This window comes from Lachnoanaerobaculum sp. Marseille-Q4761 (assembly GCF_017565785.1).
GTDB lineage: Bacteria > Bacillota > Clostridia > Lachnospirales > Lachnospiraceae > Lachnoanaerobaculum.
The window spans coordinates 1,421,789-1,434,672 of record NZ_JAGEKB010000001.1; the positions used below are offsets into that span (position 1 = coordinate 1,421,789).

13 protein-coding genes are annotated in these 12,884 nt (G+C 36.3%); 9 read left to right on the forward strand and 4 right to left on the reverse strand.

All coding sequences use genetic code 11. From position 1 onward, the window contains the following. Positions 1–24 precede the first annotated feature (24 nt). The 3 genes from J4O15_RS06545 to J4O15_RS06555 form a co-directional block, all read right to left on the reverse strand. A complete protein-coding gene (locus J4O15_RS06545; protein ID WP_208100126.1) occupies positions 25–567 on the reverse strand; it encodes a hypothetical protein in 543 nt (180 codons plus the stop codon). Positions 568–654: 87 nt separating this feature from the next. Beyond that, positions 655–1,320, reverse strand: coding sequence for an RloB family protein (locus tag J4O15_RS06550; RefSeq protein WP_208100127.1), 666 nt, complete (start codon positions 1,318–1,320; stop codon positions 655–657). Next, complete coding sequence (locus J4O15_RS06555) at positions 1,321–2,505, reverse strand: AAA family ATPase (RefSeq protein ID WP_208100128.1); 1,185 nt, start codon at positions 2,503–2,505, stop codon at positions 1,321–1,323. 394 nt (positions 2,506–2,899) lie between these two features. Between J4O15_RS06555 and rpsF the strand changes: the two genes are divergently transcribed. The 8 genes from rpsF (at position 2,900) to J4O15_RS06595 (ending at position 9,008) form a co-directional block, all read left to right on the forward strand. After that, on the forward strand, positions 2,900–3,187 hold the full coding sequence (gene rpsF, locus J4O15_RS06560; protein WP_009220066.1) for a 30S ribosomal protein S6: 288 nt from the start codon (positions 2,900–2,902) through the stop codon (positions 3,185–3,187). A 23-nt stretch (positions 3,188–3,210) separates the two neighbouring features. Further along, positions 3,211–3,660 carry a single-stranded DNA-binding protein gene (locus J4O15_RS06565; protein ID WP_009220067.1) on the forward strand — a complete coding sequence of 150 codons (450 nt, stop codon included), beginning with the start codon at positions 3,211–3,213 and terminating at the stop codon, positions 3,658–3,660. A gap of 26 nt (positions 3,661–3,686) precedes the next feature. After that, a complete protein-coding gene (gene rpsR, locus J4O15_RS06570; protein WP_009220068.1) occupies positions 3,687–3,956 on the forward strand; it encodes a 30S ribosomal protein S18 in 270 nt (89 codons plus the stop codon). Between the two features lie 202 nt (positions 3,957–4,158). Then, complete coding sequence (locus tag J4O15_RS06575) at positions 4,159–5,502, forward strand: N-acetylmuramoyl-L-alanine amidase family protein (RefSeq protein WP_208100129.1); 1,344 nt, start codon at positions 4,159–4,161, stop codon at positions 5,500–5,502. A gap of 12 nt (positions 5,503–5,514) precedes the next feature. After that, entirely contained in the window at positions 5,515–5,925 is a 411-nt protein-coding gene (locus tag J4O15_RS06580; RefSeq protein WP_208100130.1) for an HIT family protein, read from the forward strand. After that, positions 5,925–6,542, forward strand: coding sequence for a rhomboid family intramembrane serine protease (locus J4O15_RS06585; protein ID WP_208100131.1), 618 nt, complete (start codon positions 5,925–5,927; stop codon positions 6,540–6,542). Before J4O15_RS06580 ends, J4O15_RS06585 begins: the two co-directional genes overlap by 1 nt. A gap of 607 nt (positions 6,543–7,149) precedes the next feature. After that, entirely contained in the window at positions 7,150–7,332 is a 183-nt protein-coding gene (locus tag J4O15_RS06590) for a hypothetical protein (protein ID WP_208099433.1), read from the forward strand. Further along, positions 7,332–9,008 (forward strand): IS66 family transposase, encoded by a 1,677-nt coding sequence (locus tag J4O15_RS06595; RefSeq protein ID WP_208099434.1) that lies wholly within the window; start codon positions 7,332–7,334, stop codon positions 9,006–9,008. Before J4O15_RS06590 ends, J4O15_RS06595 begins: the two co-directional genes overlap by 1 nt. Positions 9,009–9,407: 399 nt before the next feature. Here the strand turns inward: J4O15_RS06595 and J4O15_RS06600 are convergent, their stop codons facing one another. Then, positions 9,408–10,724, reverse strand: coding sequence for an IS110 family transposase (locus tag J4O15_RS06600; protein ID WP_208099440.1), 1,317 nt, complete (start codon positions 10,722–10,724; stop codon positions 9,408–9,410). 500 nt (positions 10,725–11,224) lie between these two features. Here J4O15_RS06600 and J4O15_RS06605 point away from each other — a divergent pair, with 500 nt between their 5' ends. Beyond that, the gene (locus J4O15_RS06605) at positions 11,225–12,880 is read left to right on the forward strand and encodes a cell surface protein (RefSeq protein ID WP_208100132.1); all 1,656 of its coding nucleotides are present in this window, start codon (positions 11,225–11,227) and stop codon (positions 12,878–12,880) included. Positions 12,881–12,884 lie beyond the last annotated feature (4 nt).

Consider the following 12,884-nt stretch of genomic DNA (forward strand, 5'->3'; position numbering starts at 1 on the left):
ACCGTCTGTGGAAAGAGTTTGTTTTCACAGGCGGTTTTGTGTTTTATCTTTTAGAACCTCACTTAATAAAAACATATTGTTGAGATAATGTTTATACTCAGGTCCTTTTTTATTAAAATCATCCTCATTTATTCCTCTATAAACATAAATTGCGGTTTCAAAAAAGGATGAATTGGACATAAGATAATCTTTATCCGGTATATAAGCCAATATAATCTTAGGAGAATCTCCGATTTTTACAAATCTCTCATAAAAATCTTTATAAAAGCGGGAAGTCGCCAAATTTTGTGGGAGTTGCCAAATATCATTAGTGGGAAATTTTAGGGTATTTTCGGGTTTATTATAATTAATCAGTGAGATGGCGGATTCTGCTGTCATCCTGTCAAGCTCACTATACAATACTTTATGCAGTCCATATTCTTTTCCAAGCAGTAAAATCATACCATCAGGTGATTTTTTTGGCATAATAATATCATTTTTATAAAAGTTATAAACCGACGGCAAAAAACTGCTGTCTGTAGTAGATATATCTCCGATAGTCCGATAATTACAAATGTATTGATTCATAAAGTTCTCCTGTACTAATCCACAAATTGCTTCTAACAACATTACTATTTAATCATTCAGTAATGAATTATACCACTTTTATTGTATTTAAGTTGTTGGATAGATATTAGGGAGCTTTTCTATAAGCTTATATACATCCGTGTATGGGGATACATCTAATCCAAATGGAAGACTATAACCATTATTAATATGGCTCCTCTCTATTTGCTTTGCATGTTCGGTTGCTTTACCGGTATAAGATGATAACTGAGAATATATATCTTTGGACTTTTCATAGTTTGGTATATATTTATTTAACTCCGCTTGGACTGACCTATAGTCGTTAAAATGTTTGGTACTATACATAAAGTGTAATAAATACCAAAACTCAAAGCAGGGGTTTGAAATTATGATTTCAATATTCTTAGCATGGGCTCTTTTTCTTGCATCTAACAGCTTTTGATTTTTTGTGTTTAATGCATTTTGTGTCTTATAATCAACATCACCGTCAGCAACTATCCAGGTACTATCACCATATTCAATAGAAATTTGCTCTTCTTTTTTGTATGAAATAGCTTTATCCAGAAGATGCGTATAATCGGTTTTTGCTCCGTCAGCTTTATTACTTACTATTCGAACATCTATATTAGTTTGCCGTGTACGATAGTTATCAAAATACATCGGTTCGGTTTTTGAACCCTCTGTTATAATCAATATAACCGGCTTTATTTTTCGCTTCTTTTGCCCTCTTTTTTCAGGTTTTATTCTTGGCATTTATTCACCTCTTTTTATAAATGGAATGGCACCATATCTGCCTAACAGATAGCCTTTTTCTATTTCGGTTCCCTTTTTTATAGGAAAATCGTATAGCGAAAAAAGATTGGTAACGGCAGTTTCTTCTTCTTTTTCTGTAAACCAAATTTGATCCCTTCTTAGGATATCGGAATCTAATAATATGGTGCTATGGGAAGTAAAAATCAACTGTGCATTTTTTGTATTAAACTCTTTACTGTTAAAAAGAGAAATAAGATGCTTTGTCAGTAACGGATGCAGATGTGCATCTATTTCATCAGCAATAAATACTGTTCCTTCATCCAGAGCCTTTTTGGCAAAACAAATCACTTCCAGATATGCCCTTGTTCCGTCAGATTCTTCCCCAATATTTAAATCATAATAAGATGGTTGTCCGTCAGTATTATATACAATATGCACAGTTTTTAAATTATCTGTAGGAAATATGGAATCAATGACATTTAAATCACCGGAGTCTTTTAAAAGTAGATCATTTATTCCAAAATCCGCAACTTTCAGCATTGATAAAATGCTATTTTTGAAATCATTATTTTCAAATTTTGAAGAAGTTGTCCTAATATCTTTTGTAAAAAACTGACATGACGCAAACCATTCAAAAGCAGGAATAACTTCAGAATAATTCCAATTTGCAGCAACAGAAAGATATAATTTATTTGCAGATGTACGTTCTTTAAAGGAATTTTGTTTGGATACATCTTTGACAAAACGGAAATCTTTTGTATTACTGCGTTCGAATATTATAGCCTGTCTTCCTTTTGGATAATGATAAAGATATTCATCTATAACCTCATCATCGTTTATGGAAAAACCGTAGGCATAGCTGATGCCGTTTGATATAAAAATAACTTCGAATTTACTGGGAAAATATTGGGTATCTTTATCAAACTGAAACGGATAGCGGGGTATCTTTTTATGTAGTTGTAAATTATGAGAATTTAATACAAAATCAACCATAAAAGAAAAAGCTCTGATTATATTGGACTTACCTGAAGCATTAGCACCATATATAACAGCGGATTTCAAATATTTTTCATTTGCATATGAGATTAAATGTTCAGGATGCTCTTTTACATTACCTGCAAGCATGGATAATGTAACTTTATCCTTTATAGAGCGAAAATTGGTGACACTAAACTGTATTAACATAGCAATGCTCCTAAAACTTTATTCGTATAAATTATTATAATGAAAAACAGCTGATAAAACAATGCAGAAAAATTCCCAAAGAACCATCCGTGGATAAGAAGTTCAGAATTTTGGATATATCGACCTATTATTAGGTTTCTTTTATTTTTATCGAAAGCTATAATCGCTCTATAAGTTTTAGATATTTGGAGGAACAAATTTATGAAAAAGCAAGTGATTGCAATATCTGTAGCGGCTATAACCGCTTTAAGTCTTATGGAGATAAAGTGAACAATAAAATATAAGAAAAAAATACAGTTGCAATGAAAAAAGAAACATGATATTATTAAGTACTGTGACACATAATCCTTGCTTTTGATTATATCAAAGGCCAGAGACCAAGAGGAGGTAAGAAATGACAAGTACATATGAATTAGCATTAGTGCTTAATGGTAAGCTTGAAGATGATGCAAGAGCGGAAGCTCTGGAGAAAGTTCAAAACTACATCACAAGATTTGGTGGAAGCGTTGTAAATGTCGATGATTGGGGCAAGAAAAGATTTGCCTATGACATTAACAAGCAAAAAGAGGGATTCTACTATTTCATTAAGTTCCAGTCAGAGAACAATAACTGCCCTAATGAGTTAGAGGCAAATGTTCGTATCATGGAATCAGTTGTGAGATACCTAGTCGTTAAGCAGTAAGCTTAATATAAAGGAGAGATTGTATGAACAAAGCCATATTGATGGGCAGGCTAACAAGAGACCCGGAAGTAAGATATTCAAGTGGTGAGAGATCCATGGCAATTGCGAGATATACTCTTGCAGTAGACAGAGGTTTTAAGCGTGGAGGAGATTCATCGGAACAGACCGCAGACTTTATACCATGTGTTGCATTTGATAAAGCCGGCGAATTTGCAGAGAGATATTTTAGACAGGGAATGAGAGTATTGATTTCAGGTCGTATTCAGACAGGAAGCTATACAAACAAGGAAGGTCAGAAAGTTTATACAACTGAGGTTATTATAGAGACTCAGGAATTTGCAGACAGTAAGGGAGCAAGTGATGGCGCAGGTAGCTATCAGACTTCCACAAGACCGTCACCGGCATCGGCAAGTACGGACGGGTTTATGAATATACCGGACGGAGTTGATGACGAGGGTCTACCATTTAACTAGGTTAAAATAAGAAAGGGGACTTTATCATGGCATTTAACAAGGCTGATAGAGCTGATGGCTCTAGAAGAAGACCTGCTAACGGATTACGCAGGAGAAAGAAAGTTTGTACATTCTGTGGTGATAAGGAAAAGGCTATTGATTATAAAGATGTAGCAACTCTTAGAAAATATATTTCAGAAAGAGGGAAAATACTTCCAAGAAGAATTTCAGGAAGCTGTGCTAAGCATCAGAGAGAAATCACAGTAGCTATCAAGAAGGCTAGACATATAGCTCTTCTTCCTTATGTTGTAGAATAAGATATACTTATATAAAAATAATAAGGTCAAATGACCGTAATATAAATAACCGCTTTTGTCTTAGGCAGAGGCGGTTTTTTACATTAGTTAAGGTAATCGTAAGGAAAAAACCACACTCATAGTGTATAATGTATATTAGAAGTAATTATATAGCAGTAACTTTAAAACTTTGAACTAAATATAAAACATAATGGAGTGAAATATGAGAAAAAAAATATTTTTATCGCTTTTTGCTGTTGGTTTACTTTTTGTATCACCGAGAACAGTCTATGCGGAGGGGTGGTCAAAGTCGGGATCCGACTGGATATACTTAGATAATAACAATAATAAGATAACAAATGAGTGGAGAAAGGGTGCTGATGATAAGTGGCGCTACCTGAATGAAAAAGGTGTAATGGCAACGGAGAGTTGGGTAGATGACAGTAATTATTATGTTGATGATCAGGGACTTATAGTAGAAGGCTGGAAAAAGCTGAAGTTTGGAAATGAGTATCATTGGGCATATTTCCAAAGCGGAGGCAAGGCTGTAAAAGAGAGTTGGAAGAATATAGGTGATAAGCATTATTATTTTGATGATGAAGGAAAGATGCTTACCGGCTGGATATTGGATGATGATTACTATACAAAAAGTGACGGAACCATGGTGACCGGATGGTATAAGCTTGTGCCGCCATACAGTGAGGAGTCAAAGCCGGGACCGAATCAGACATCGGGTGAGAAGTGGTTTTACTTTGCAAGTAATGGAAAGAAGTTTAAACCTGTACTGACAAACGGGATTAAATACGGTGAGAAAAAAATAGACGGTTCAAGATATGCATTTAATGAAAACGGTGAACTTGTAACCGGCTGGGTTCAAATATCGGGTGGCTCCAATCCGTCTATAAGAAATTTTAAATATATAAATGAGGACGGAACCGTAAGAAAAGGATGGTATTCCATAGAGCCTCCGGAGGAGCTGGCAGGGGGATATAATAATCTTGTTGAGTGGTTTTATTTTTCAACCACAGGAGAACCGTATGCCTCAAAGACCGATAATCTTAATGCAGGTGATTTGCTGAAAATAAATGATAAACAGTATTTATTTAATAAAAACGGAAATCCCGTATACGGTATTCAAAAGGTTTATCAGGGAAACAGCTATTCGGCATATTATTTCGGTACAAGCTCTCAATGCTATTTGATAAAAGGAAAGCAGAATATAAAGGAGAGTTCAGGTCAACTTGAAGAGTATTATTTCCAGACCTCAACAGGCAAGGGTTGGACGGGAACAAAGGATTCAAAACTTTATTATAAGGGTAGAATTGTAAAAGCAAATCCTTCTTTAAAGTATCAGGTTTTCAGTGTTCCGAATGAAAACGGAACAGGAAGCACAAATTATGTGGTAGCTCCTTCGGGGAAAATTGCATCAAATGCCAGAGTCAAGGATGCGGATAGGGTGGAATATAAGACAAATTCTTCCGGAGTATTGGTTGCAATAGACGGAGATACAAATATAAAGGGAACTTTTGAGGTTCCGCAAGAGCCTGAGTGGACAAATAATGATTAAAGTGAGGGAAATATGGATTGTATTTTTTGTAAAATAGCTAATGGAGAGATTCCGTCAGATACGGTTTATGAAGATAAAAATTTTAGAGTAATACTTGATTTATCTCCGGCAAGCAAAGGGCATATGCTTATTTTGCCGAAGTCGCATGCCAGAAATATTACGGAACTTCAAGAGGATATAGCAGGTAAGGCGCTTGTACTGGCGGCAAAACTTGGAAAGGCATCCATGAGTGCTTTGGGTGCTACAGGGTTTAATACGTTAGCGAATACGGGAGAGAGCGCCGGACAGACGGTGTTCCACTGTCATATTCATGTTATACCAAGATATGATGATGCTTCAAGTATTGTCAGCTGGACTCCAAGAGAGTCTGATAAGGAAGTGCAAAAAGAGACTGCAAAGAAAATTTCAGAGTGTTTTAGATAATGGAGTTTGGAATCGGTAAAAAAAACTATATAGCTATCAGTATTATTGTAGTAAATATTATATATTTTATATTTCTTGAAACACATGGAGGCTCCACATCCACCATGGTAATGTTAAAGTATGGTGCATCATTCCCTGTAAATATACAGGGGGGAGAGTATTACCGACTTGTAACATCCATGTTTATGCATTTCGGAATAGAGCATATAGCCAATAATATGCTTATTTTGGCGATTCTTGGATGTAAGCTGGAGGATATAGCCGGTCATATAAGATTTTTTATAATTTATATGATTTCAGGAGTCCTGGCTAATATAGCATCTGACTGGTTTCAGACAAACAGCGGTGATTATGCGGTCAGCGCAGGAGCTTCCGGAGCAATTTTCGGAGTGGTCGGAGCATTGCTTTATGCATTGATAATAAACAGAGGCAGAATAAAGGATTTGAGTCTCTATCAGATAGCCGCCTCACTTGTGCTTATGTTATATGCAGGATTTAAGTCCACAGGGGTGGACAATGTGGCACATGTTGCAGGGGCACTCAGCGGATTTTTGCTTTGCCTTCTATTGTATCGTCCACAAATTGATAAGAGCTATGAAGATATAGAGTTTTTGTAAATATATACTGTAAGTTGATGTTTGATAAAGATATAAAAGAATGTAAAAAAGGAAATATCTGCTTGACGGGTGTTTCCTTTTTTGATGGAAAAAACAAAATTCAATGTAATTTTAACATGATATATTTAGTGAAGTTATAGTTAAAAATAACTTATGAAAATATATAAGACTTATTTAAGCAACAATTGTTGATTTTAGATAAATAAAATAGTATAAAAATATTATTAAAAATATAAAAATAATAGAAGATAATAATAAATTAAGATAAGAACTAAATATTGTTACTGTACACGGGTAGTATATTCCCATTGTGAAAAATGCCGAAAATTATTTTCTTATTTTATTATGAGTGATTCGGTTAGTAGAGTTTTTGTTGGTAACTCTGCCAACCGAATTTTTTGTATTTAAGTTATCAACAGATTTTATCTATATCTATCCTATACAGAATGATTTCACTATCATTTGTGGATAGTTCTACACAATCTGTGTTTGAACATGGTTTTTTTTAAGAGTTATGAACATGGCAAAATAACGAAGGGACTTTGTCGTCAAATTCGCATAAATACAACATTTCTGATATAATCTTACCATGAAATGAGGTGAGTATATGAATCATATTTCCGGTAAGATAGAACAGCTTTTAGCCTTACAAAAAACATTATGTAAGGAATACGAAAAGGAAAACAAGGTACTTTTGGAAACAATCGAAGCTCAGAAAGAGCAAATATATCTTTTGGAGCGAATTGTTAATAATCAGAATAAAATAATCAAGGAACTGGAGAAATCATAATGAGAATTCCCTTTGAATATATTGGTGCTTTACAACAGGAAAACAAAATACTAAAAAAGGAAGTTGCCGATTTTAAATCAGGTGAGCGCTTTAAGCAGATTCAAAGGGAACATCAAAAGTTGATCGATGAGTATCGTAGGCAGATAAAGCAACTAAACCTTGTTATTGAAGGTCTTCATAGGGATGTAAAAAATGCATGGAAATGGTGTGAAGAAGCATACGAGGACGCACTTAAAGAACTACATGCATCAATGAAAGAGTTGAAACGTGGGTTAAAAGAGAAAGAAAAGAAGTGGTTGTTATCAGAACGTGACAGGGAACAGGCGTTGTCTAAGATTACTGACCTTTGCCGTGAAAACAGCGAATTAAAAACTCAGCTTGATGATGAGAAAGGACGAAATAAAAAACTTTTAGCACAGCTAAACCGTGACTATGAGAATTCCTCCATTCCGTCATCACAATCAAGAAACCGCAGTAAAATTCCAAATAATCGTGAGTGTACCGGAAGAAAACCCGGGGCACAGCCGGGCCATGCCCACCATGGAAGAAAGAAACAGATACCAACTCAGGTCATTTGCCTTCCGGCACCAAAAGAGGTGGCAAAAGATCCGGGTTTTAAGAAGACAAATAAGACTATTATCAAGCAGCTCGTTTCTGTTGAGTTGATTATGAATGTAACAGAATATCAAGCGGATGTATACTACAATTCCACGACCGGAGAGCGAATCCATGCGGCTTTTCCAAGTGGTGTTGTTGACGATGTGAACTATGATGGCAGCATCAAGGCACTTTTGTTTTTGTTAAACACAGACTGTGCTGTTTCTATTGACAAAAGCAGTCGTTTTCTGTCAGATCTTACCGGTGGAAAACTGAAAATATCAGGAGGCATGATAAATAAACTCTGCCATGAGTTCTCAAAAAAAACAAAAATAGAGCAAAAAAAGATCTTTGCAGACCTGCTGTCTTCTGCGGTTATGCATACAGACTGTACAAATGCTAGGGTAAACGGAGAAAGTGCATATGTATATGTATGTGCAACACCGGATGAACAGAATGTTCTTTACTTCGCCCGTGAGAAAAAGGGGCATGAAGGTGTAAAGGGAACTGTAACAGAGGATTTCCAAGGTATTTTGGTACACGACCACGAAATCACCTTTTATAAGTATGGCAATGCCCATCAGGAATGTCTCGCACATGTACAACGGTATCTGAAAGACAGCATGGAAAATGAGCCATCTTTGACCTGGCACCGCAAGATGAGAGAACTAATCCGGGAAATGGTACATTACAGAAATGAGCATGCAGATGATGCACATTTAGATCCCAAGATCGTATCTGACTTTGAAGGAAAGTACCAAGAAATCCTTGAAAAAGCTGGGGAAGAGTACATACTTCATGAGCCAAGTCCTTATTATCGTGATGGATACAATCTGTATCGCCGGATGCAGAAATATAAAGCGCAACATCTACTCTTCCTGCATGATATGAGGGTGCCAACTACAAACAATACAGCAGAACGCTGTTTAAGAGATTATAAGAGGAAGCAGACTTTTGCAATGACATTTCGAAGCTTTGAAAGCATCGAAGAATTATGTCAGAGCAAGGGTGTGCTGCTTGGAGTACGGAAAAATAATCCAAACCTTTACACTGCTGTCAAGGAAATCTTTAATAGATAATATGGAGCCTGAACGGCGTGTTAGACTCCATAAGTTTAATAGATTAAGATGTAGAAGACAAGCTTACCCGTGTACAGTAACTAAATATTAATAAGTTATTGTCTATTAAAATTAAATGATTTGCTTTTTCTTTCTTTAGATAATATAATGTTAATAAGAATATAAGTTTTTGCAACTATATTTGAGATGCTTTTAATATAAAAAACTTATATTTTTTATTGTATTAACAAAAAAATAAATCCTGTTAACACAAAATAAATTAAAGAAAGTCCAGCTAATAAATGTCAATAGTTAAATGAGATAAAATTTATTTTGTTTTCTGACTAAAAAAGGGCGGACTTTCCCCTTGGTGAAAATATCGTTTTTTGAAAGATATTGATTCATTGGGGTCATAGTATTTTATGCAGCTATGTCGCATTTAGCAGCATTGTATTGTTTGATATGCTCCTGAGGAGCAATGATTTTAAATGGTTTGTTGTCTCTGAGTATTGCAAATATCATGTTGCATACTTTATGTGAAACAGCCCCCATTGCTACGAGCTTTGGTTTTGAGTCACATTTCTTGAGGTAGTATTCACGAAGAACTGGATTTTTAGCTTCTCCATTACGGAAGATACTGATGCTTTGTAAGGTTAACATGTGAATAACACGTCTAGCTATGGCAGAACCACGCTTAGACATTTGAACCTTGGTACCTTCAAATTTTCCGGATTGTTTTACTGCCGGATCAAGACCGAAATAAGCGAAAAGTTGTTTTGGTTTTGAAAATGCTGAAAAGTCACCAATTTCACCCATGATGGATACAGCAGACAAGAAACCAGCACCTTTGAATGTTTCAATCAAATGAATCTGCTTGACAAAGTCAGCATCTTCATTAGCATCAACAAGCTCGTGGAGTGATTCAAGAATGCTGTTGATTTCTTCATCATATTTACGTATGAAGCTGATATAAAGGCGAATACGCTTGATGTTGCTGTCTATAATGTATCCAAACTGATTTGCATCAGTTGCCGCCTGAATTATGGCATTATACTTATTTTGAGCATATGTAAGCCCAAATCGAGCTGTTGATTTGATGATATCAATAATCTCTTGCTTGTCTGCTTCAAGAAAAGCTGATGGAGATGTATAAGTTTCCAACAATGTAAGAGAAGTGTTGATAGTAACCTTGGAAAAGATGCCAAGATACTGAGGAAACGCCATGCGTAATTCACCTTGAAGTTTATTCACATAGGCACTGCGATTATCCATTAAATCGTAGTATTCACGGCACAGATTACGGCAGTTTAGAGCAAGGTCTGATGGCATAAGTGAAACCTTTAAATCAGATTTCAAGCCAACTAAAGCAGCTTTTTTAGAATCAAAACGATCATTATGTACTTTTCGTATGTTGATGTTTGTGCTATTCTTAGTGATGATAGGATTAATAACCGAGCAGTTAAAACCCTTATCACGAAGATAGCAGAAGAGTGGGTAATGATAAATTCCCGTGGATTCGAGGAAAATGCGACTTTCCAAAGAATACAACTCTTCTGCTTCTTTTATTTTAGAAACAGCGGTTGTAAGGGAATCAATACTGTTATGTAGGATTTTGTAAGGTTTTCCTACGAATTGTTGGTTTGGAAGTGCTATAGACATCCAAGAGAAGTCAGCACCGACATCAATACCAACAGAGATGAATAGTTCATCAAGATTAAAAATAACTTTGTTTGACATGAGCAATAGCCCCTTTCTGATAGGAATCCATTTCCAATCCGGCAGGTACACAACCTAGCGTGTTATTCGGGTATGGCCTTCAGGTTCCCAACCAGCTAAAACATAAAACCCTGTCGAATGGACTAATTGACTTTCTTGCAGGTATAAGTCACAGAAGTGACCTTCCAAGGAGGTAAACATTCTTTGTCCTATCCTAAGAGATAATACCTTATGTTTTATCTGGTGTCTATCAGGAACCGTCAGACATGATAATTATTATGGATAACATCTGATGAAGGAAGAATCCCTTCTTTTGTTATCTGATTTATAGAAACTTATTAACCAAGTAGTCTTGATTGACTACATCATTATTATACTAGGAGATAATATAATGTTAATAAGAATGTAAGTTTTTGCAACTATATTTGAGATGCTTATAATATAAAAAAACTTATATTTTTCATTGTGTTAACAAAAAAATAAATCCTGTTAATACAAAATAAATTAAAGAAAGGGTGAATATGAAGAAAAAAGATAAGACACTTTTGGCTTCTGTCGGAGTGCTTGCACTCATCCTCAGCATGGGGACTGTCGGAACGATAAGCAGTTCTGCGGCAGTGCCCGGATGGACCAGATCCGGTGAAGAGTGGATGTACCTAGCAGATGACGGAACTCCTCTTACAGATGTGTGGAGAGAGTCCAAGGGCTACATGTATTATCTTGACGAGTCCGGGAAAATCCTTAAGGACGCCTTTTTTACATGGAAGGGGGATGACTACTATGTAAAAGAGGATGGAAAGATGGCGAAGGATGAGTGGGCATTTATTTCTGAGGGTGAGGAACCCGGTTGGAGGTATTTCGGTAATGACGGAAGTGCCTACAGAAGGAAAAACGGTATTGTTGTCCACAATATTGACGGTAAGAGATACATATTCGATGAGAACGGTGTGATGCTTACCGGATGGATCGATGCGACAGGAAATCCTGTTTCAGATGAAGATCCGTTTAAGGAGGGTATGTATTTCAGCTATGATGACGGTGCAATGCTTACAGACGCATGGCTTGACTACTACGAGAACAATGCCGGTGGCTCAAATGCAGACAGCTTGTTGACACAAAGAAACTACAAAGATTATGACAGTATGTGGTTCTATTTTGATGCGAAGAGCAAAAAACTCAAGTCGACCACTGATAACCCGAAGCAAAGGGATATCAATGGAGGCACCTATCAGTTTGATGAAAACGGTGTTTTAAATCCATGGTGGGGAAATATAGCCACTGTCAGCAATGCTAACAGAAGTAATCCTACGACACTTAATAAGGATGGTAAAAGAGAAGGTACAAAGTACTTTAACGGAAGTACCAACGGTTCTCTTTCAAAGAATGAGTGGCTTTGGATGTATCCTTCAGATGAAATGAGTATTGAGGACGCACAAAGTATTGAGGCAAGCTGGTGGAGAACAGATGATACCGGAAGAGTTGTTACCAATTCCATAAGAAGGGTAAATGATGAGTACTATGCCTTTGACGGTCTTGGAAGAATGCAGTCGGGATTTGTACTTTTTGACGGAAGACATGAGTTTGTTGCTCAGTATGATGTGGACGCATGGAAGAAGGAAGACTTTATAGAGGGAAATATCTATGGAGTGGAGAGATCCGATTTATACTTCTTTTCAAATGACGAACTTAATGATGGAAGAATGAAAACCGGACATGAGATATATATAAATATCGAAGACGGTACATTCGCTTTCGGCTTTGGCAGCAACGGTAAGGCTATAGGCGGAAGGAATAAAATGAAACTTTGGAACGACTCATATTATATAAACGGTCTAAGGCTTGATGCACCCGAAGATCTCGGATATGGTGTTGTAAAAGTGACTCTTCCATCAGGAGAGCATCGTTATAAACTGGTAAATGCATCAGGAAAGGTAATAAAAGGCAATAAAAAGGTAGTAAGGGACTCCGAAGGCGGTTACTATATGCTTCTTAATAACTGTGTTGTGGGATATACCGAGGATGAGTATAAGCCTGTATACAGAACAGGAACAGAGGGAACCGGATTCTATCATTATGATAAAAAAGAGTCCGATAAATATGCACGTGGTTTAGCCGGTAAAGCGGTAGAAAATCCGGAATTTTCAGATCTTCCGGATGATGCAAGGCTGAACTTTTAATGTT

Excerpts from the sequence above, each read along its gene's own strand:
- J4O15_RS06555 (WP_208100128.1), bottom strand. The coding sequence starts at position 2,505 with ATGTTAATACAGTTTAGTGTCACCAATTTTCGCTCTATAAAGGATAAA.
- J4O15_RS06600 (WP_208099440.1), bottom strand. The coding sequence starts at position 10,724 with ATGTCAAACAAAGTTATTTTTAATCTTGATGAACTATTCATCTCTGTT.
- J4O15_RS06550 (WP_208100127.1), bottom strand. The coding sequence starts at position 1,320 with ATGCCAAGAATAAAACCTGAAAAAAGAGGGCAAAAGAAGCGAAAAATA.
- J4O15_RS06565 (WP_009220067.1), top strand. The coding sequence starts at position 3,211 with ATGAACAAAGCCATATTGATGGGCAGGCTAACAAGAGACCCGGAAGTA.
- J4O15_RS06590 (WP_208099433.1), top strand. The coding sequence starts at position 7,150 with ATGAATCATATTTCCGGTAAGATAGAACAGCTTTTAGCCTTACAAAAA.
- J4O15_RS06545 (WP_208100126.1), bottom strand. The coding sequence starts at position 567 with ATGAATCAATACATTTGTAATTATCGGACTATCGGAGATATATCTACT.
- rpsF (WP_009220066.1), top strand. The coding sequence starts at position 2,900 with ATGACAAGTACATATGAATTAGCATTAGTGCTTAATGGTAAGCTTGAA.
- J4O15_RS06580 (WP_208100130.1), top strand. The coding sequence starts at position 5,515 with ATGGATTGTATTTTTTGTAAAATAGCTAATGGAGAGATTCCGTCAGAT.
- J4O15_RS06575 (WP_208100129.1), top strand. The coding sequence starts at position 4,159 with ATGAGAAAAAAAATATTTTTATCGCTTTTTGCTGTTGGTTTACTTTTT.
- J4O15_RS06595 (WP_208099434.1), top strand. The coding sequence starts at position 7,332 with ATGAGAATTCCCTTTGAATATATTGGTGCTTTACAACAGGAAAACAAA.
- J4O15_RS06585 (WP_208100131.1), top strand. The coding sequence starts at position 5,925 with ATGGAGTTTGGAATCGGTAAAAAAAACTATATAGCTATCAGTATTATT.
- rpsR (WP_009220068.1), top strand. The coding sequence starts at position 3,687 with ATGGCATTTAACAAGGCTGATAGAGCTGATGGCTCTAGAAGAAGACCT.
- J4O15_RS06605 (WP_208100132.1), top strand. The coding sequence starts at position 11,225 with ATGAAGAAAAAAGATAAGACACTTTTGGCTTCTGTCGGAGTGCTTGCA.